Source organism: Lentilactobacillus raoultii, from assembly GCF_900411375.1.
Classification (GTDB): domain Bacteria; phylum Bacillota; class Bacilli; order Lactobacillales; family Lactobacillaceae; genus Lentilactobacillus; species Lentilactobacillus raoultii.
The window spans coordinates 23,665-43,050 of sequence record NZ_LS422992.1 but is presented as its reverse complement, the minus strand read 5'-3'; the positions used below and the strand labels follow the sequence as shown (position 1 = coordinate 43,050).

The window sequence follows — 19,386 nt, the reverse complement described above, 5'->3', positions numbered from 1 at the left end:
ACCCCGTCATAGACAGACTGATTGCGTCCCCTTGTTAGCTATTTTTCAAAAAACTTTCTTAAATTACTTCACAAACACATAGTGGGCAGTCTTATAGCCAATCGTCAGCTGCTTATGGTCCGTCAAATTTTGGACCACTACAGATCCTTCAAATGGATCATGTGAAATAATCTTTAAGCGATCCCCGAGATCCAATTTAATGTCTCCCAGTAAAGTTAATAAATCATGATTATCAATAAATCGATTAACCACAACCTCTTCACCGTCTTTAGCGTTCATCAACAATTTATCGTGGTCTTTCTCGTAATGGCCGTCTTTATCCGGAATAACACCACCATGCGGACATTTTTTAGGATGTCCAAGGAAATCATCCAAATGATCAATCATTTTATCACTGGTCACATGCTCCAGTTGTTCAGCTTCACGGTGAACATCCGGCAAGTCGAAATGCAACACATTAATCAAAAAAGTTTCCCAAATTCTATGCTTTCGAACCAATTCTTCAGCATAACGGGTTCCGGTCTTAGTTAATTGAACCCCTGAGTACGGCTTGTGGGTAACCAACTTTTCATCGACCATTTTATTCACCATTTCCGTCACCGAGCCGGCTGCAATATCCAAACTAATCGCAATTTGTTTGTTACTGACTAGTTTATTTGCACCACCAAGTTCAAAAATAATTTTTAAATAGTCTTCTTTCATCGGTGTCATTAAATTGATATCTCCTATATACATTCTTCAAATGACAAAGTTAGGGAATGTCGTTTCCCCGATCATAAATCATGTCTTCATTCTCACCACGAGTCGTCTCAGCCTGAATGGTGACATGACACATATGATACTTATTTTCCATCAGTTCGTCAATCTCTGTGTAAATGTGTTGAGCTTGACTGATTTTCATATCATGTAAATTAACATGTGCCGAAAAAATAACATTATGCTCGTCAATTGACCAGGCGTGCACATGATGGACGCCAAAAACACCATCAATTTTCAACAAGTCCTGCTTGATTGCCGGATAATCGATTGCCGGCGCCCCCTGCATTAAAATCCGACAGGTTTGCCGAATAATCGGTACCGATTCATAAAAAATATACACCGCTACTAAAATCGTTACCAGCGGGTCAATCAAAACCCAGCCGAATAAATCAATTAATACACCGCCAATGATAATGGCAACCGATGACAGTGCATCACTCAAAATATGCAAATAAGTTGCCCGCATGTTCAAGTTATGCTTTGAGCCGGCGTTCAACATAAAAGCCGATGCAAAATTAGCGATCAGGCCGATGACCGCAACCGCCAACATTAAATTGCCGTTAATTGACTCCGGATGCGAGAACCGCTTAATTGCTTCAATAATCAAAAAAATACAAATCAAACACAACGCAATTGAATTTAAAAAGGCGGCAATGATTTCAGCCCGCTTGTAGCCAAACGTATTCCGTTTGTTTTGCCGCTTTTTGCTGATTCGATGGGCAACATAACTAAAGGCAATTGAAAACGAATCCCCCAAGTTATGAAAAGCATCGGAAATTAATGATAAACTTCCGGACAGCACACCCCCAACAAATTCAGCAATCGTGATAAAAATATTCAAAACGGTCACCAAGAAAAACCGGCCACCGCTTAAAACATCATGACTGTGATTATCTCCCTGCATTTTAATCAACCACTCCAATCTATGTCTTTTATTATGACATTTGTCACTCAAAAATTCCATCCTTCAAAACAATATTTTTAGGTATACAAAAACCGCTGACAGGAAACACCCATCAGCGGCCATCTGGGGAAGATCGACATCCTCGTTGGTTTTAACTAAATCTTAAATCGTTTATACCCGAAGACTGATCCAATTTTACTATTGGATACTCAAAGTGCTTAATCGCACGATGGAACTCTTTGTTGTCATCTTACCTGCGTAATCTAACATCCAATACAAACGAGAATCTAATTAACGACAAAAAAGAATGTCGACTTCCCCAAATTCAGAATATCATCGTTTCAGGGATTAGACAATTGTTTTGTTTAATCAAATTGCCTTAAACCAATTACTTAAAGTTGACAATGCTTCATGAGTTGCTTAATTTCTTGAATTGAAGAGCCGTTTTCAATAAAACAATGGACCATCTCTACCCAGTAGCGGTCACGATCGTCCAACGTCATCCCTTCAGCTAAAGCTGTCTTGCTCGGAACCAATCCTTCAGCAATATAATCAGCAATTACATCAGGCGTCACGTTAAATTGTTTTGCGGCATCAGCTAATGAAAGTTTCATAACTTACCTCGAGAATTTCAAAATTTAAGACTAGTTTAACAGGTTTTTCGATAATTGCAACCGGTTTCGAATCACCCGGTAAACTCCGTTTTTAAATGAACCAGTCTGCTTAACTCAACCCGTGCGATTACCTAGTCTTCGACCATGCGCCAGTTACCTTCAGCCGCTTTGGAGATTTGATTAATAAAATGTAAAATTGAAGCCGCTCGATCCTGATCGTGCGCCATTAACAAATTAAGCCCTTTGCCTGTCACAATCGGATTGCTTAGTGAAAAATCCTCCCCAGCTTTTTCACCGGTTGAAAAGGCCAAAACCGTTTGGCCATCATCGATCTGCGTAATGATGAAAAATAAACTGAATTCGTCATTTTCCTTCATGTAGGCCGGCATCGCCCAAATGCCATCACTGATCTGAAGTAATTCTTCATTTTCGAAGCGATAGTCACGATGATTTTCTTCAGTGACCGGCCGATCAAGAACAAATAACATTTTGTCAAAAACCGGGTCGCCTAATTTAATATTATCTTTCATTTGCTTTCCTCTTTTCGCGCCGTATTAACGGCTGTGGTGGTGGTGATGACGGTGGTGTTTGCCATCTACTGTTCGCTCGGATAGCAGAGCGGCAGAAATAATCACGATGGCCGTGTTGGCCGCAATTGCTGCAACACTGATAATTGTATTGGCCGTATTCTTTTTCACGCTAATCAATCTCCATTCTTCTACTTGGCATGGCCAGCCAAAACCCGTTTTAACGCAACGCCGGTGTAAGAAGCCCGCTGATTTAAAATACCGGTTGGCAGTCCCTGATACAGAATTTGACCACCGTAGCGGCCGGCATCCGGGCCAACATCAACCAACCAGTCCGCCTGTGTCATAACGGTCAAATTATGTTCAATCAAAATTAAGGTATTTCCTTGATCAACCAACTCATTGAATAGGCGTAAGAGTTGCTGAATATCCTGCATGTGCAACCCGGCAGTCGGTTCATCCAAAAAGATTAAATTCCCCTGGCCGTTTAACTGAGTTGCCAACGAAAGTCGTTGCAATTCACCACCAGATAAAGTGGTCAGCGACTGATTCAATTTGAGATAACCCAAACCAACTCGCTGCAGATCATGAATGCGAGGCCCAATTGCGTCATCATTGGCAAATAATTTACTGGCCTGATCCACACTCATTTCCAAGACGTCCGCAATCGTTTTACCGAGATATCGGTAAGCCAGCGCTTCAGGACTATATCGGCGACCGTGACAGGCCTCACAGGTTTGCACAACCGGATCCATAAAGGCCATATTGGTGATCGTGACGCCCTTGCCCTTACACGTCGGGCAGGCACCTTTCCCATTGTAACTGAAAAGACTACTGGAAACATGATTGGCTTTTGCAAACCGCTGACGAATTTTATCAAAAATTCCCAAGTAGGTCAACGGGGTTGAACGCAAATTAACGCTTGCCGCCCGTTGATTCAAATTGATGATCGGCGTCTCAATTGAATTCATTAGTGACCGTGCCAGCGAACTCTTACCGGAACCGGCAACTCCGGTGAAGACCGTCATCACACCCAGCGGTATTTTAACCGTGACATCTTTTAAATTGTTTTCTTGAATGTGCCGGCGTTCAAGAAATCCCTGAGCAGTTTTTCGCGGTGTCTTAAATTGATAAGGTTGCCGTAAGAACCGGCCGGTCAGTGTATCGGACTTGAGTAAGGCATCAAACGATCCTTCAAACGTAATTTGGCCGCCACCGTTTCCGGCAACCGGACCAATTTCAACGGCATAATCGGCGCCACTCATCATCAACGGGTTGTGTTCGACAATTAAGACCGTATTTCCTCTAGCTTGTAACTGTCGAAGGGCTTGTTTGACCAATCGAATATCGTGGGGATGTAACCCAACACTTGGCTCATCCAAAATGTAGACCAGATCCGTCAGTGAGCTATTTAAGTATTTAGCAATTTTGATTCGTTGGGCTTCACCGCCGGAAAGACTATTGGTACCCCGATTTAGCGATAGATACCCCAGCCCAATGTTAATCAACGAGTTCAGCATTGTTGTTAATTCCCGAATAATTGATGCCGCCAACGGGACTTTAATAGCCGCCAGAAATCGAACGACCTCCGCCAAGGTCATTGCACAAACGTCCGCAATGTTTTGACCATTGATGTGATTGGATCGAACCCGAGCATTTAATCGGGTACCGTGACAATCAGGACAGGCTTTATGAGTCACCACTTTGGCAATTTCAGCACGGTGATGTTTAGCTTCGGCCTTATGTAAAATTGACCGACGAATTCTCGGAACAATTCCTTCATATAACGCGGTCTTATGCCAAGCCGCCGGTGCATGATGTAATTGCTGCTGAGGCGCATGCATTAACAATTCCCATTCCTTTGGCGAATAATCCTTTAGAGGCTTATCGTTGTCAAAAAGACCGCTGTCTGCATAACGCCGCCAACGCCAAGTATTCACACCAAAGCTGACAAAGGTAATGGCCCCTTGATTGAGCGACTTGTTTTTATCAACCAGTGCCGATTCATCAATTTCGTCAACGTATCCCAATCCCTGACAAGTCTGACACATACCCTGTGGCATATTGAATGAAAAGGTATCAGAATAGCCAATAAATGGCTTGCCGATTCGTGAAAAAAGCAGTCGCAACAATGAATAAATTCCAGTATATGTTGCAACCGTTGAACGGGCATTCTGCCCAATCTTTTTCTGTTCAATCACAATTGCGACCGGTAAATGATCGATTGACTGAACAGCGGGTTGACCATATTTTGGCAAGTACTGCTGGGTAAAACTCGGAAAAGTTTCATTAAGTTCTCGACGTGACTGAGCCGCAATCGTGTCAAAAACCAGCGACGATTTGCCGGCACCGGAAAGCCCAACAAAAACCGTGGTTCGCTTTTTAGGGATTCGCAAATCAAGTCCCTTCAAATTATTTTGCCGAGCGCCGTGAACCGTAATTTCACCGTCAGCGAAAAGATCCTTTTCAGACATGGCAAGCCTTCCTTTCGATATGAGTCTATCAAGTATAGACCAGAAGTTGCGGCTGTTCAAGTTCAGTACTGGCCATCACCACGAAATGCGTTGATAAAGCAACACTACTCATTCATGATATTTTTTGGTCCGCCGGATATCATAAATTAGCATTAAGCCACCATATAAAATCCCAATAAATGCATACTTAATGACCTTATTACCTGAAGTAAAAAAGTTAATCAACTTTGTCCCATCAACTAACCAGTCAACAACCCCCATAAATATAAACATCGTGATTCCAAAATAAACTGCACGTCCAATTGCTCGAATGATGCTTTTTTGAATCGATTTACCATAATTTTGAACAGATACTTCACGATCAACTAAATGAAGTCGGTAAACTGAAATCCCGACATAACTATTAATTAAAACAATCGGAACAAACAGATTGCTGGCAATTAAAAATTCGAAAGCAGTTATTGGCTGTCGGATTGCCAAAAAACAAGCAACCAAGGTTGAGAGTGATACGTACCCTAGTAACATCAAATAAGCATTATTACCAATCCGATTTACTTCCTGTCGTGCGTGCTCATCCAATGGGCCAGCAATTCCATAAAAATGCTTAATTAACTTCGTACTAATTGTTTCTTTATCCTTCATCATGCTCATCCTCCCAAAATAACGTGTTCAAATCCGTTCCTAAAATTTTAGCAATTCCAATACATAAATTTAGTGACGGGTTATATTTATCATTTTCAATTAAGTTAATGGTCTGCCTGGCAACACCAACCTTTTCTGCCAGGCTAAACTGCGATAACTTTTGACGTTTGCGGTACTCCCTTACTCGATTCACAAATTAAGACCCTCCTTATACAAGCTTCAACATTGCTCTTTTAGCAAATGTCATTTATACATGACATTTTTTACATTTCTAATATTATCACTTTGCCAAATGATGTCAACTATATATGACAACTTATTTTAAAAAAGAGCAGCCATCTCAGCTGCCCAAATTTCAAAATAGGTTTAATAAGTTTAAATCGAAATTAAACTTGGATCCTTAGCCGGCTTTTGCATGTGATGATACCAATGATCACCAATCATTTGTGAACCGACCGTTTGGAATCCTTTTCTAGTATATAGTTTTTCGGCATCGGGATTTTCCAAATCAACATTCAACCCAATGACAGACTTACCATCATTTAACGCCATTCGAGGAACGGCCGCCAGTAATTTGCTGCCAATACCGTGGCCCTGATAATCAGGGTCAACAGCAATCGAATCCAAATACCATTCATCAGTATTGGTCTCAGAATCGGGAATATAGGGTTGTTTAAAATCGGCACTTTGCTTTGATAAATTAATTAGCACCTTGTTAATGTCGTCCTCATTTTCGCTGGGATAACCAAAGACCACCCCAACAACTTGACCATCGGCCTCGGCCACCACCGTGGATGCTTTATCAGAAAGGTACGTCTTCGTCTGATAAGCCCTGGTGATGACCTTCGCGAGTCCGGGTCCGGGAACGTCTTCTAATTCATCAAGTTGCATTTCATCAAAAATAATATCAATGAGCGGTGCTATCTGGCCCGCATCATCCTGCTGTGCTTCTCTTACGGTTATCAAAAAAATCCTCCTAGATGTCAGTGCGTTTTCATTGAAACTTTTCACATTGTTACATTATATCTTACATAATTCGAATTTTTTTGTCAAAGTGACTGAATCAAAGCAAGTTGGCTTTTCACCAATCTACCCTTTAAAGTCGGCATTCAGCTAATTGATTTCTCATATTTAATTTGATTTTTCTGAATCTTTAGCTGAACTTTGTGTAACCGGTTTTTCATCTTTTTCATCATTTTTATGTGAATTTGAAAATGTAGCAGGTTGATCTCGATGAAGCTCATCTAATTCATTTCGAATCTGGCCTAAAATTTCAATTTCCAATTTTTGAATCTCCAGTGTATGTGGTAACTGATTTTGGGTCAGATTATCCAATTTTGCATGCAAAATCCGCAACTCATGTTCGGACTTTAAATTAACGTGATAATCGTTTTCCGAATTCATCCGATCGCGATCGGCGGCTCGATTTTGACTCATCATGATGATGGGTGCTTGAATGGCCGCAATACAGCTTAGACCCAGATTGAGCAAAATAAATGGAAACGGATCGAATCGAATACCAAAAAGACCGGCCCCATTTACAAACATCCATGCAATCAAAATAAACGTAAACACGCCAATGAATCCCCAACTACCACCAAACCGGGCTACGGCATCAGAGACCTTTTGGCCAAATGTCAGTGTTTTTTCCAAATTTTTGTTAACATCAACGATTTCATAGTCATCACTCTGCATAGCTCGAGTCAGCCGCCGATTAATTTTTCGAGTCTGTTTAACATCCGATCTCACCATGCCGTCAACGCGCATCAACTGATATTTCAAGAGATCGTGATCACAAATGAAATCCGTGACCTTTGCTGATGGATAGTCACTCTTGATTAAATTCCTGGTTGCCGGCTCCAAATCTTTTAGATACCGGCCATCAATCACCATGTGTCGTTGGTGATCGATAAAACAAATTGCTGTTTGTTCGGTTGTCATGTAGAATCCCCCCTGGTCATCAGTTTTTAATTCTAAATTAACACAAAAAACGCCTTACCTAATATTATATCAGTAAGACGTCTATCATCGTTTACTTTAATTACCAGTCGAAAAGGAGTGCCTAACCAAAACAGAACACTATCAATTGACCGGCTTCAGTGAAGATAGCTTTTATCTGCACGATCATCGACTTGATTTAGATGAAGGGCCAAAACTTGCGACCTTCACCTCAGCCTATGCCTTAATCAAATCAGACTTTGCTTTGGATAACGCATCCTTAATGGCTTTGATGTGCTTTTGAGCCTGCTCATCATTTTGATTTTCCTTTAGCCACGAAAGCACGGAAACGTTATTTTCTAATTCTGCAATAATTTTTTTGACCGTCTGATCGGTCTCTTCGGTAGACATATCTTAGTCTCCTCCTTAATTTGATACCGTTATCATAACGTGAAGGTAGGGAAACTTCAACCATGACGCCTACGATTTTAGTGAATTCTCATGTTTAATTCAGCCAAACTGCCAAACCACTGGTCTAACAACGTTACGTGATGAACAAGATGAGTTAATTTTTAATCTAAGACAGTCTTCATATCCCCTGGCATCGGGAGTTCAAGCTTAATTTCCTGATGAGAAAACGGATCTTCAAAACCTAACATTGCCGCGTGAAGTGCTTGACGATTAATGCCCAAGTTCATTGGGCCATGATAAAGGTGATCACCCAACAGGGGATGGCCAATTGACGCAAAGTGAACCCGGATTTGATGAGTTCTGCCTGTATGCAGGACAACGGCGACTAATGTTCGATCAGTCAATTGCTGCCTAACCCAGTATTCGGTATCCGCAAGCCGACCAGCCTCTGAGATTATTTGGCCAAACCCATTTGGATCTTTGGCAATTGGTTTCTGGATACGGCCGTGACTTGGCAAACCGGTCCCACTGACAATCGCCAGATAACGTTTATCAATTTGTTTCTTGGCCAATAAGTCATTTGCCAAACTGTTGGCCAGCCGATGCTTGGCAACCAACACCAATCCACTGGTAAACCGATCCAAGCGGGTAATAATATGTGGTACCAGATCAACGGCCCCCTGACGTTTCAAGTATCCCTTCACCCGATTAACTAAGGTATCTTTGCGATTAGCTGGTCCCGGTACAACCGTCAAGCCGGCTTCTTTATCAACCACCAGCCAGTTATCATCCTCATAAACGACTTTGATTGGCTGCTCACTGACTGCCACATTTGGATCACTGGTTTCCGTTGGTAACACAACCGTCACCTGATCGCCATCCTTTAGTAATTCTTCTGGTTGGCTTGGCTGATGATTCACTAAAATTTGCCCAGCCGTCTTAATTTCTTTATACATTCGATGACTGATGCCATGCAGCTTCAAAAATTTCTTAATTGTCTTGGGATCCGTTTGTTGCTTTTGCCACGTAAATTTCACAGCAATCCTCTTTTCTCTTTAGATCTTACATGAATAGTAACCTGCTCTCACAAAAATTATACACGTCACAATGAAAAAATCATGTTGCAGTGTGATAAATCAATTTTTTCAACAAATGTCCTGATTTTAATCGCTCATTATATATTTTTATAATAATCAGGAATGATATTTATCAAAATAAATAATATTTTATTGAATCAGCGAATCGCTTGGCAATCAAGGGTTAACCAATTTTAAAGTGTGCAAAATTTAATTTCATCGTAAATAATCGGTTGACATCGTTTTCAAAGTCTGCAAAAATAAGGGCATCAAATTAGTTTGTGAATTATTTTATTTGTCAAAGGAGATCTTTTAATGAAAATTGCTGTTATCGGTTGTACCCACGCTGGGACCTTCGCTGTGAAGACTATTCTATCAGAACACCCTGACGCTCAAGTTACCGTTTATGAAAAAAATGATAATATTTCCTTTCTTTCGTGCGGAATTGCACTATATCTTGGTCAGCAGGTTAAGGACCCGCAAGGCCTATTCTATTCCAATCCGGAAGAACTTAAACAGTTGGGCGCCGACGTTAGAATGAATCATGACGTGATCAATGTTGATCCGACAAATAAGACCCTCACAGTAACCGATTTGTCGCAAAACAAACAATTTACAGATACTTACGATAAATTGGTGGCTACGACCGGTTCTTGGCCAATTATTCCACCAATTGATGGGATTGATAATCCGAACGTCTATCTTTGCAAAAACTGGAACCATGCTCAGGAACTTTTCCAGACGGCACCTGCTAAAAAGCGAATTACCGTTGTCGGTGCCGGCTATATTGGAGCTGAGTTAGCCGAGGCTTACAGCCTGACCGGCCATGATGTCACGTTAATTGACGGCGCTGAGCGAGTAATGAGCAAATACTTTGACCGCAAATTTACCGATACCGTTGAACACGATTATCAAGCTCACGGCGTTACCTTGGCTTTGAATCAGCAGGTAACCAAGATTTCCGGCAAAGATACTGTGACTATCACAACCACTAAAGGCCATTATGAAACTGACCTGGTCATTATGTGTGTCGGCTTTAAGCCAAACACGACGCTGTTCAAGGGTAAATTGGACATGCTCGAAAATGGTGCTCTAATAACCAACGAGTATATGCAAACTTCCGACCCCAACATTTACGCAGCCGGTGATAGTGTTGCTGTCCACTATAATCCGACTCATAAATTAGCTTATATTCCACTGGCAACCAACGCCGTCCGTCAGGGAATCCTAGTTGGTAAAAACATTGAGAACCCAACAGTCAAATACATGGGGACCCAATCTTCTTCAGGCTTGAAGCTTTACAATCGAACCATTGTCTCAACCGGTTTAACCATGGCAGCGGCCAAACAACAGGGGATCAATGCCCAAGCGGTGACGATGACGGATAATTATCGACCAGAATTCATGCCAACCACGGAACCGGTCCTGATGAGCTTGGTTTACAATCCGGAAAATCGGCAAATCTTGGGTGGCGCCTTAATGAGTTCCCATGATGTTTCTCAATCGGCCAACGTTCTTTCCGTCTGCATTCAGAATCAAAACACCATTGACGACTTGGCCATGGTGGACATGTTATTTCAGCCACAGTTTGACCGGCCATTTAATTACTTAAACCTGCTCGGCCAGGCTGCCCAGAAGCAACTTGCTGCAACTAAAGAACCCCCCGTCCAAGCCTAAATCAACTGATGGCTTCCTCAAAAACTAGTGATTTTCCGAGTTCGACGTGGTCAAAAATTTAACTGTCCCCTACTACTTTCTTTGTCAAATTCAAACCACTATATTATAATATAACTTGCATAGTGATGACGATCTTCTAAACCACATTGAGGCGTCTCACAAGTGCACTTGCCGCTTCTCAGTTAGAGAAGCGGTTTATTTTTTGTAAAATCTCAGTAAATGCCCTGTAAAAGTTTCGTCAATTTCGATAATTTCAGCCAATTTCACGGTATGATCAAAATGTGTTTAGTAGTAATAGAAATTATTTGGAGGTTTATGTATGTTAACTAAATTTAAATGGCATTCCCCGCTCATTCTCAGTTTGATAACCGTGGGGCTTTTTTCCGGCAGTTATCTGCTCACCACTTCCCAAGCTACCTCTGCGCACGCTGATCAACAGATTAAAAGTGATCAAAAATTAACCAGTCAGCCGCAAAAGCGCAATGTTACTTTCACCGGGACGGTTCCTCTCTACACAAAACCGGCTTTTAAAAAAGGGGCGCAAGAGGTCGTCAGTAAAGTGGCGCTAAAAGCACTCGCTAAATCAGATTCTTCAGCTGATAACTTTGTCGCCTATCGTCAGGTAACTACCAACCACAATCAAGTTTATTACAAGATCGCTTCTTTTAGCGGTCAGTATCGCGGTTGGATATACGGAGGTCATCACGCTGGCAAGTTTGCCGGTGGTCTTGAACCCTTCAAAACCTTTAAAACTATCCCGTTACCAAGTAACCTGACTAAATACACATTCAACATCGCAGCACCGGGTTTAAGTAACGATGGTAAAAGTGTTACATATACGGCTCCAATGAATACGGTTGACGGTGCCGAACAAACCGTTGGCGATGCCGTTGCCTACCGTCAAACACCGCTTAAGGTCGATCAAATGGGCACAAGAACTCGTGAGGGTGATACTTGGGTGCACGTCACTAGTACCGATCCCAGTGCCAGCAAAATTAACGGGTGGATCCTTTATAAAGGCTTATCCCAAGCTGAATCACCCATTTCGAGTACTGCCGTCCGAATCGATCTGGTTAACAGTAGCGGTCAGTTGGTCAAGACCATCGATTATCAAAAAGATGGCGTCAAAGCCGGCCAAACACTTGGCAGTTCCTATTCAAACGACGGGACCCTCGTCTGGTTATTAGGGGCTTCTGACCAGCAGAAGATTCAAGATGCGGTCCGTGATGCCCTAAAAGATACCAACTATTCTTTGGAGGCCCTTTCGACCAGCCAAACCGGCTATTTAGCTGAAGCAACCTTTGGTGGTAAAACGTCATTGACCGTCCAACCGGCGGATCCGGTTCCAAACAACGCCATCCAAATTAATATCGTTAATCCAGCTGATGCTGTTATTGGGAGTTTTAATTACACTAAAGCCGGTGCGGCTACGGGTCAAGCTCTCGGATCAGATTCTCAACTCTCCGCTGATGATCAGAGTGCCATTCTTGATAACGCTAAAACCGCGCTAAAATCAAGTGGTTATTCTTTAAAGTCCCTTTCACCATCGCAAATCAACCAGTTGGCAGCGACAACTTTTGGCAGTCGCGTTTATCTAAAAACAACTACCAAAACTGACACGATCGCCAACAATGCCGTCAGAATTAACTTTGTTGATCCAGCTACTAAAAAAACGGTGACCTCGATTGACTACACTAATACTGATAGCGATGACCCGGCACCAAAGGGTTCAGATTTAGGTATTCAATCCGGTGATCAGTGGTCACTCAAAGCTGAAGATAAGACGGCGATTACTGGTCAAGCAAACGCAGCGCTGGACGGAACCGGCTATGAATTAGCCAACCACAGCTTAAACGATTCAGCAATCACGACGCTTGGTGCGGCCAAATTTGGTCAAGCGGTCAACCTTGACGTCACGGCAACTGATGGTAACCATCAAACAACCACTAATCAGTAAGTTAAGATGTGTCATATTGAAGGGATGAATCATTAATGAAAACTCATTTGAAGTCAACCATACTCCTACTTGCTTCATTTATCAGTCTGATCTTTTTTACCCAGTCGATCTCAGCCGATGTTCTCGATGCACCCGATCCGGCGAATCAAATTCCCCAAGTTAACGCGGGAAACGTCTTAAAAGACTACACTCAAAAGGAACTGAATGTAGTTGACAATCAGACGCCTAAGGGCAACATGGATCGAAAGTATAACGAACGAACAATCGATGCCGATCACCCGGGAACAGTCGAATCCTACAACACTACCCCGGATAGCACCCAACAAACCTCGCTGCAGACCAAGTTATACTTACCCGACGGCTTTAACGTGACCAATTATCAACATGGCAATTTCCAGAGTGTGACTTTAGACGATTCCGGTAATATTTATTTTATTGAATCCAACGGTAGTGATACCAATTTGGGCGTCATCGTAAAATATAATTTGGCAGAACTGAACAAATTAGGGGCTGGTTCCGATCCCATGATTGTTTGGAACGCGTTTAATTACTTTAATCCTTACACGGATGAAGGCGTCACCCATAATCAGCAATATGAAGATGCTTATGAACAACTAAAAGCTCCTCAAAAGGATTTGAAGCAAGCCACAGCCCAAGTTAACCAGCTGCAATCTAAAACTAATAAGACCAAAGGCACGCGAACGAAGTTGTCGGCTCTTGAAACCCAAATTGGTCATGACCAAGCCCAAATTAAACAAATTAAACAACAGAATCCCGACCTGTTTAAATACGCCGCAGTTGCGCAAGCTGCTCAGCTAAGTCCTCAGGTTGATATCGGCCACGGCCAAACACTGTCATTTAATCCCCAAAACAAACACCTTTACATCGTTGAAGATAATACCCTGACCGATTTAAAGAACCGGGATCAATCCAACAATGTTTTGGAAATGACAACCGACACGCTAAAACCGTTGCGCCAATATAACTTTAAAATGTATCATGGTGATTCAGGCAATCTCCAGCTACACACACTGACCTTTGATAAACAGGGCAATGCCTACTGGGGTCGAAAAAACGGTCTTGGTTACATGTTCTTCTACGGTCGCATGGATCAACACGATGTTCAATTTCAGGCAGCCCCCACTTACTTTAAGAACCGTGGCGGCTCACCTAACCAGGGCGTCAGCTACAATCCCGCCAACGACCGGCTCTATTACGTGACGGATGATATTTTAACTTCGATTCCCACTCAGGCAGTCCGCGACGGCAGTTTTACTCCCAACGATATGCATTACATGGCCTTTACTTCCAAACGGGAATGCGAAAGTTTAACCTTCGATCAGCAAGGCTATGGCTATCAATTAATGTTATGGCCGGCCGAAATTCTAAAATCCAGCACCCCTTTGAATTAATCTGCCCATCCAAAACGCCAAACACAGTATAATGGCATTAGGATGATCGGTTGAGATCATTTTCAAAGACTAACTTGGAGGCGCCCTACTATGAGTGACAAAAATTTTATCATCACCACCACTGAACACATCCCCGGAAAAGAATACGAAGTCATCGGCGAAGTTTTCGGTCTGACAACCCAATCGAAAAACGTTGTGCGAAATATTGGTGCCAGTCTGAAAAATATCGTCGGCGGTGAAATCAAAGACTACACCAAAATGTTGGATGAAGCCCGCGAAGTCTCCGTTCAAAGATTACGCGAAAACGCTCAAAAACTCGGTGCGGACGCTGTTGTTATGATGCGATTTGACTCCGGTTCAATTGGCGCAGACATGCAATCAGTCGCCGCCTATGGCACTGCTGTTAAATACACCGACTAACTTCATAAAATTAAAAAACGATGCTCTCAGCCAATCACTGAAGCACCGTTTTTTGTTATTAATTGTTGTTAAGCAAACTTAGTTAACTAATGAGTCAACTGAGGCGGCTTGCTGCTGCAATTCTGTTTGAATCAACTGAACCCCGGCTAATAAGTCCGACTCACTCATCACCAGAGGCGGTAATAACCGCAACGTGTTGTGTTCTGCCGATAGGGTCAGCAATCTCTGCTGCTGCAAATGTGCAATGACATGGGCGACTTTCACACTTGGTGTTAAATGAATCCCAATCATGAATCCTAAACCGGTAATTTGGGTAACAATTGGCAAATCGGCTACCTGTTTATTTAACGCTGCCAATAGCGTGTGACTCTTAGCCTGCACCGTTTTTAAAAATGCCGGTGTCAACTGTTGCAGAACGCCCTTAGCAGCCGCCAGCGCAATTTTATTGCCACCAAAAGTTGTGCCGTGTGAACCGGGGCCAAAAGCAACTGCCAATTCCTTTTTGCCCAGCATTGCACCAATCGGCAACCCATTGCCAAGTGCTTTGGCACACGTGATGATATCGGGTTCAACATTGAATTGCTGATAGGCAAATTTAGTTCCGGTTCGGCCAATGCCGGTCTGAACCTCATCAATGATCAACAGAACACCTTGGTCGTGACACTTTTTGGCAACCGCTTGAAGCCAGTCGACATCAGCAGGAATAACGCCGCCTTCTCCTTGGATCACTTCAAGAATAACGGCCGCCAATTCATCATTAATCTGATCCAATGCAGCCGTTTCATTATAGGGCGCAAACTCGACACCCGGCACTAGCGGCGTAAACCCGGTTTGAATGGCTGGATTCCCAGTCAACGACATCGAGCCAAATGTCCGCCCATGAAAGCCATTTTTAAAGGCCAGGATTTTAGCTTTACCGGTGTATTTACGTGCCAGTTTGAACGCGGCTTCATTGGCTTCGGTTCCTGAATTACAGAAAAACGCCAACATCCCTTGAGGTGCCAATAAGTCAGCTACTTGATCCTGAAGCTGGCTTGGATAAAGGTTTGATGTATGCCAAACTTTGCCAAGCTGTGCCACCACATTGGTTTGAATCTGATCATTGCTGTAGCCAAAGCTGCAAACACCGATGCCACTGGTAAAATCCAAATAGTCATGGCCAGCTTGATCAACTAAGTACCAATCGTGCCCGGAAACCAGTTCCATGGGAAATTGTTGATAAGTTGGAAATATATGCGTCATTGTTGTCATTATTCATTTATCCTTTCTAACCGACCAATTGCTGATTAAACAGCTTTGTTCCGGCGTTTTGCAATTCATTCGTAATCGTGACCCTTTTAACACCGTTTTGAAGGGCATCAAAGGCCGCCTGCAGTTTTGGCTGCATGCCCTCGGTAATTAATTTTCGTTCAAACATTTTAGCCGCTTTTTGTTTCGATAACCGTGAAAGCACATGATCTTTCACCATGACTCCCGGAACATCCGTCAATAAAATAAATTCATCTGCGTTCAATCGGCGGGCAATGCCGGCTGCCGCAACGTCACCGTTAACGTTTAATTCGTGACCTTCCGGATCAACCGCTAAAGGAGCGACAATCCCAATGTGATGCTTAAGGACCGCCGATATGTAATCGCAATTGATCTTAGTCAATTGGCCGACCTCACCAAACAATTTTTGATTTAAATAGTCGCCATAAATCACTGGTTGGCCGGTCGCATTCAGTCCCAAAGCAGACAAGCCGGCCGCCGTGACCTTTTGGCATAACATCGGCTGAACCAGTCCCAGCAAAACTGCCTGCGTCACTTTTAACGTTTCCGGATCGGTTACCCGAATACCGTTAATCTTTTTAACCGTCAACCCCAGTTTCTTACTCCAGGAAGAGATCTGGGGACCACCGCCATGAACAATTAAAATTTGCTTACCAGCTGCGTGCCAAACGTGCAGTTGGCTAAAAAAAGCCGGTGACAGCTCAGTGGCAGCATGCCCACCAATCTTAATAACAATTGTCTGACTCAAACTCATCCCTCCTAACTTCGATATGAGGCGTTAATTTGAACGTATTGATAGGTCAAATCACACCCCCAGGCTGTGCCGGTTGATTTACCAGCATTCAGATCGACATCGATAGTAACTGTTTTTTGAGCCAGTGTTTTGGTAACCGCTGCCTCATGATAAGTCACAGCCAAACTGTCTTTAACCATCTGAATGCCGTTAATCCAAACGCTAACCCCATTTAAATCAACATGCGCCGTTGTCTGACCGATTGCCTGCATGACCCTGCCCCAGTTGGCATCATTGCCGAAAATCATCGCTTTAACCAGGTTGGACCCGACAATTGCCTTAGCCACCTGTTGTGCTTCCAACTCGTTGTAACCACCGGACACATTGACCTCGACTAATTTTGAGGCTCCTTCACCGTCACCGGCAATCTCTTTAGCCAAATGACTCAATACTAATTTAAAGGCTTTAACAAAAGTTGGGTAGTCTTCGTGTGTCGGTGTTAGCGCCTGATTGCCGGCCTGACCATTTGCCATCACGACAACCATATCGTTGGTTGAGGTATCGCCATCAACGGTAATTTGGTTAAAGGTTTGGTTAACGGTTTGACTTAATAACGTTTGCAACTGTTCTCCCGCAATCTTGGCATCAGTCGTGACAAAGCCCAGCATAGTCGCCATATTGGGATGAATCATCCCGGAGCCTTTGCAAAAACCGGTCAGAGTGACTGGTTGATCATCAATCAGACATTGTACGGTAATCGTCTTAGCGTGAGTGTCAGTGGTTAATACCGCTTTGGTCACACTTGCTGTTTTCGTTAGTCCCAGCTTCGTAATTCCCTGATTAATTTGGTTAAACGGCAGCTGTTCGCCAATGACACCAGTCGAAGCGACCCCAACCAAATTTGGCGCAATGCCCAACTTTTCAGCAGTCGCCTGTTGCATGGCAGCTGCATCATGGATGCCCTGAACCCCGGTACAGGAATTAGCATTGCCGCTGTTCATCACGATCGCTTGTAATTGATGTGCCAGATTAATCGTTTCCTTGGTCAGTGCCGTTGGAGCCGCTTGGAATTGATTAGTCGTGTAAACGCCCGCTGCTGCGGCAGGCACTTTTGAAACTAACCAGCCAAGATCATCATCCGTTTTCTTTAGGCCAACGTGGCCGGCATCGGCATAAAAACCTGTCGGCCACTGAAATGTGCTGATTTCAATCGAATCCTCACTCGTTAACTGCATTAAAACCGCTTCCTCTCAAATGCTAATTTTACTTAAATTAAGGTTGGCTGAAGATCCAGTCCGGCCGTTGGCTCATAATTAAATAATTGATTCAAATTTTGAACCGCCTGCCCGGCCGCACCCTTTAACATGTTGTCAATCACGCTGGCCACCATCACAAAACCGGTCTGTGAATTAACAGCTAGCCCAATGTCACAATTGTTAGTCCCGATCACCTGCTTGATTGTCGGCAGGTCGGTATCCGTGACGTGAACAAAGGGTTGATCGTCATAAGTGTCATGGTAAGCTTTTAAAATTGTTGCCTGATCCACGCCGTGATTAAGACGAGCATAAATAGTGCTCATAATTCCTCGGGTAATCGGCAACAAGGTCGTCATAAATTGGATCGTTGAAATCGTTGGATCCCAATTTTTGAGCTCTTGAACGATTTCTGGAATATGCTGATGCTGGTTGGGCTTATAAATTTGAAGATTATCATTAGCCTCGGTAAAATGTGTTGTCGTTGATAGCTTCTTGCCAGCACCGGAAGTCCCTGATTTGGCATCAACCACAATACTGTCAACTGCAATTAGATGTTGTTGAACCAGTGGTGCCAGCCCCAATAGCGTTGCTGTGGCATAACAGCCTGGGTTGGCAACGTATGTCTGTCCTCTTGCAGATTCGAACTCTGCCAAACCATATTGCGCTTGTCGCATCAAATTTTCCGGTGCTGCCGGCTTGTGGTACCACTTTTGATAATCACCAGCATCGTTTAACCGCATGTCACCGGAAAGGTCAATCACCGGAAATCCATTTGCCAAATAAGGTTGACTCAATTTAGATGTGACCCCCGCTGACGTCGCAAAGAAAACAACGTCATTATCCGTCATAATTTGTTGGGGATCGTACGGGAAAACTGGTTTGGATTCAGATTTAAATACTGGTGCCACCGTCGATAACGGCGCCGATTCAGTTAATTTGTGATCATAAAGATGAATTTTTTTAACATTGGGATGGCCCTTTAACAACTGGTAAAGGATCATTCCGGCGTAACCCGTTACGCCAACTAATGCTGCTTGCATTCAATCGCCTCTGAGTTATTCACATTTCGTGAATATTAATGAATTGTGAATAGATTACATCTTCGTGAGACAAAATGCAATACCTTTTTGAAATATTCATTATTTTTATTTAAATGATAATTTTATTCAATAAGCCCTGGACGTCTCCACAGTGCGAACGAGTCCGAGTCAATCCGATCCGCTATGAAATAATTGAATATTAAAATGGTATTATGTATAAAAATAACGAGTGGCTATTTAACCACCCGTTACGCGTTTAATTCAAGTAATCTCAATT

General features: G+C 43.0%; 20 protein-coding genes. 4 read left to right on the top strand and 16 right to left on the bottom strand.

Annotated elements, in window-relative coordinates:
• Positions 1-63 precede the first annotated feature (63 nt).
• The 12 genes from ED605_RS10315 to ED605_RS10270 form a co-directional block, all read right to left on the bottom strand.
• The gene (locus tag ED605_RS10315) at positions 64-711 is read right to left on the bottom strand and encodes a metal-dependent transcriptional regulator (protein WP_121978820.1); all 648 of its coding nucleotides are present in this window, start codon (positions 709-711) and stop codon (positions 64-66) included.
• Positions 712-751: 40 nt separating this feature from the next.
• The gene (locus ED605_RS10310; RefSeq protein ID WP_121978819.1) at positions 752-1,663 is read right to left on the bottom strand and encodes a cation diffusion facilitator family transporter; all 912 of its coding nucleotides are present in this window, start codon (positions 1,661-1,663) and stop codon (positions 752-754) included.
• A gap of 392 nt (positions 1,664-2,055) precedes the next feature.
• The gene (locus ED605_RS10305; protein ID WP_121978818.1) at positions 2,056-2,277 is read right to left on the bottom strand and encodes a MerR family transcriptional regulator; all 222 of its coding nucleotides are present in this window, start codon (positions 2,275-2,277) and stop codon (positions 2,056-2,058) included.
• 131 nt (positions 2,278-2,408) lie between these two features.
• The gene (locus tag ED605_RS10300) at positions 2,409-2,807 is read right to left on the bottom strand and encodes a hypothetical protein (RefSeq protein WP_121978817.1); all 399 of its coding nucleotides are present in this window, start codon (positions 2,805-2,807) and stop codon (positions 2,409-2,411) included.
• Positions 2,808-2,831: 24 nt separating this feature from the next.
• Positions 2,832-2,975 (bottom strand): hypothetical protein, encoded by a 144-nt coding sequence (locus tag ED605_RS14640; RefSeq protein ID WP_162919792.1) that lies wholly within the window; start codon positions 2,973-2,975, stop codon positions 2,832-2,834.
• A gap of 20 nt (positions 2,976-2,995) precedes the next feature.
• Complete coding sequence (locus ED605_RS10295) at positions 2,996-5,278, bottom strand: ATP-binding cassette domain-containing protein (protein WP_121978816.1); 2,283 nt, start codon at positions 5,276-5,278, stop codon at positions 2,996-2,998.
• A 108-nt stretch (positions 5,279-5,386) separates the two neighbouring features.
• On the bottom strand, positions 5,387-5,923 hold the full coding sequence (locus tag ED605_RS10290; protein ID WP_225419110.1) for a DUF3278 domain-containing protein: 537 nt from the start codon (positions 5,921-5,923) through the stop codon (positions 5,387-5,389).
• Positions 5,910-6,113: a helix-turn-helix transcriptional regulator gene (locus tag ED605_RS10285; RefSeq protein ID WP_121978814.1), complete on the bottom strand. Its 204-nt coding sequence runs from the start codon at positions 6,111-6,113 to the stop codon at positions 5,910-5,912. The genes ED605_RS10290 and ED605_RS10285 overlap by 14 nt, the downstream gene beginning before the upstream one ends.
• A 182-nt stretch (positions 6,114-6,295) precedes the next feature.
• The gene (locus ED605_RS10280) at positions 6,296-6,886 is read right to left on the bottom strand and encodes a GNAT family N-acetyltransferase (protein ID WP_121978813.1); all 591 of its coding nucleotides are present in this window, start codon (positions 6,884-6,886) and stop codon (positions 6,296-6,298) included.
• A gap of 165 nt (positions 6,887-7,051) precedes the next feature.
• Positions 7,052-7,861 (bottom strand): DUF1003 domain-containing protein, encoded by an 810-nt coding sequence (locus tag ED605_RS10275; RefSeq protein WP_121978812.1) that lies wholly within the window; start codon positions 7,859-7,861, stop codon positions 7,052-7,054.
• A gap of 234 nt (positions 7,862-8,095) precedes the next feature.
• A complete protein-coding gene (locus tag ED605_RS14635; protein ID WP_162919791.1) occupies positions 8,096-8,269 on the bottom strand; it encodes a hypothetical protein in 174 nt (57 codons plus the stop codon).
• Between the two features lie 161 nt (positions 8,270-8,430).
• The gene (locus tag ED605_RS10270; protein ID WP_121978811.1) at positions 8,431-9,306 is read right to left on the bottom strand and encodes an RluA family pseudouridine synthase; all 876 of its coding nucleotides are present in this window, start codon (positions 9,304-9,306) and stop codon (positions 8,431-8,433) included.
• Positions 9,307-9,660: 354 nt separating this feature from the next.
• On the opposite strand from ED605_RS10270, the gene ED605_RS10265 reads away from it, so the two are divergent.
• The 4 genes from ED605_RS10265 to ED605_RS10250 all read left to right on the top strand — a co-directional run bounded on the left by ED605_RS10265 (position 9,661) and on the right by ED605_RS10250 (position 14,811).
• On the top strand, positions 9,661-11,022 hold the full coding sequence (locus ED605_RS10265) for an FAD-dependent oxidoreductase (protein WP_121978810.1): 1,362 nt from the start codon (positions 9,661-9,663) through the stop codon (positions 11,020-11,022).
• Between the two features lie 319 nt (positions 11,023-11,341).
• On the top strand, positions 11,342-12,979 hold the full coding sequence (locus ED605_RS10260; protein WP_225419109.1) for a hypothetical protein: 1,638 nt from the start codon (positions 11,342-11,344) through the stop codon (positions 12,977-12,979).
• Positions 12,980-13,014: 35 nt separating this feature from the next.
• Positions 13,015-14,391 (top strand): hypothetical protein, encoded by a 1,377-nt coding sequence (locus tag ED605_RS10255; protein WP_121978809.1) that lies wholly within the window; start codon positions 13,015-13,017, stop codon positions 14,389-14,391.
• 90 nt (positions 14,392-14,481) lie between these two features.
• Positions 14,482-14,811 (top strand): heavy metal-binding domain-containing protein, encoded by a 330-nt coding sequence (locus ED605_RS10250; protein ID WP_121978808.1) that lies wholly within the window; start codon positions 14,482-14,484, stop codon positions 14,809-14,811.
• 78 nt (positions 14,812-14,889) lie between these two features.
• Here the strand turns inward: ED605_RS10250 and argD are convergent, their stop codons facing one another.
• Genes argD through argC form a run of 4 tightly spaced genes read right to left on the bottom strand, consistent with a single transcriptional unit; the run spans position 14,890 to position 19,109 of the window.
• Positions 14,890-16,053 (bottom strand): acetylornithine transaminase, encoded by a 1,164-nt coding sequence (gene argD / locus ED605_RS10245; RefSeq protein ID WP_121978929.1) that lies wholly within the window; start codon positions 16,051-16,053, stop codon positions 14,890-14,892.
• 25 nt (positions 16,054-16,078) lie between these two features.
• Positions 16,079-16,828: an acetylglutamate kinase gene (gene argB / locus ED605_RS10240; RefSeq protein ID WP_121978807.1), complete on the bottom strand. Its 750-nt coding sequence runs from the start codon at positions 16,826-16,828 to the stop codon at positions 16,079-16,081.
• Positions 16,829-16,839: 11 nt separating this feature from the next.
• Complete coding sequence (gene argJ / locus ED605_RS10235) at positions 16,840-18,048, bottom strand: bifunctional glutamate N-acetyltransferase/amino-acid acetyltransferase ArgJ (protein WP_121978806.1); 1,209 nt, start codon at positions 18,046-18,048, stop codon at positions 16,840-16,842.
• 32 nt (positions 18,049-18,080) lie between these two features.
• On the bottom strand, positions 18,081-19,109 hold the full coding sequence (argC, locus tag ED605_RS10230) for an N-acetyl-gamma-glutamyl-phosphate reductase (RefSeq protein WP_121978805.1): 1,029 nt from the start codon (positions 19,107-19,109) through the stop codon (positions 18,081-18,083).
• Positions 19,110-19,386 lie beyond the last annotated feature (277 nt).

What these genes read in the sequence shown, in the direction of transcription:
- ED605_RS10315 (WP_121978820.1), bottom strand. Translation starts at nt 711, where the DNA reads ATGACACCGATGAAAGAAGACTATTTAAAAATTATTTTTGAACTTGGT.
- ED605_RS10310 (WP_121978819.1), bottom strand. Translation starts at nt 1,663, where the DNA reads ATGCAGGGAGATAATCACAGTCATGATGTTTTAAGCGGTGGCCGGTTT.
- ED605_RS10305 (WP_121978818.1), bottom strand. Translation starts at nt 2,277, where the DNA reads ATGAAACTTTCATTAGCTGATGCCGCAAAACAATTTAACGTGACGCCT.
- ED605_RS10300 (WP_121978817.1), bottom strand. Translation starts at nt 2,807, where the DNA reads ATGAAAGATAATATTAAATTAGGCGACCCGGTTTTTGACAAAATGTTA.
- ED605_RS10295 (WP_121978816.1), bottom strand. Translation starts at nt 5,278, where the DNA reads ATGTCTGAAAAGGATCTTTTCGCTGACGGTGAAATTACGGTTCACGGC.
- ED605_RS10290 (WP_225419110.1), bottom strand. Translation starts at nt 5,923, where the DNA reads ATGATGAAGGATAAAGAAACAATTAGTACGAAGTTAATTAAGCATTTT.
- ED605_RS10275 (WP_121978812.1), bottom strand. Translation starts at nt 7,861, where the DNA reads ATGACAACCGAACAAACAGCAATTTGTTTTATCGATCACCAACGACAC.
- ED605_RS14635 (WP_162919791.1), bottom strand. Translation starts at nt 8,269, where the DNA reads ATGTCTACCGAAGAGACCGATCAGACGGTCAAAAAAATTATTGCAGAA.
- ED605_RS10265 (WP_121978810.1), top strand. Translation starts at nt 9,661, where the DNA reads ATGAAAATTGCTGTTATCGGTTGTACCCACGCTGGGACCTTCGCTGTG.
- ED605_RS10260 (WP_225419109.1), top strand. Translation starts at nt 11,342, where the DNA reads ATGTTAACTAAATTTAAATGGCATTCCCCGCTCATTCTCAGTTTGATA.
- ED605_RS10255 (WP_121978809.1), top strand. Translation starts at nt 13,015, where the DNA reads ATGAAAACTCATTTGAAGTCAACCATACTCCTACTTGCTTCATTTATC.
- ED605_RS10250 (WP_121978808.1), top strand. Translation starts at nt 14,482, where the DNA reads ATGAGTGACAAAAATTTTATCATCACCACCACTGAACACATCCCCGGA.
- argD (WP_121978929.1), bottom strand. Translation starts at nt 16,053, where the DNA reads ATGACGCATATATTTCCAACTTATCAACAATTTCCCATGGAACTGGTT.
- argJ (WP_121978806.1), bottom strand. Translation starts at nt 18,048, where the DNA reads ATGCAGTTAACGAGTGAGGATTCGATTGAAATCAGCACATTTCAGTGG.
- argC (WP_121978805.1), bottom strand. Translation starts at nt 19,109, where the DNA reads ATGCAAGCAGCATTAGTTGGCGTAACGGGTTACGCCGGAATGATCCTT.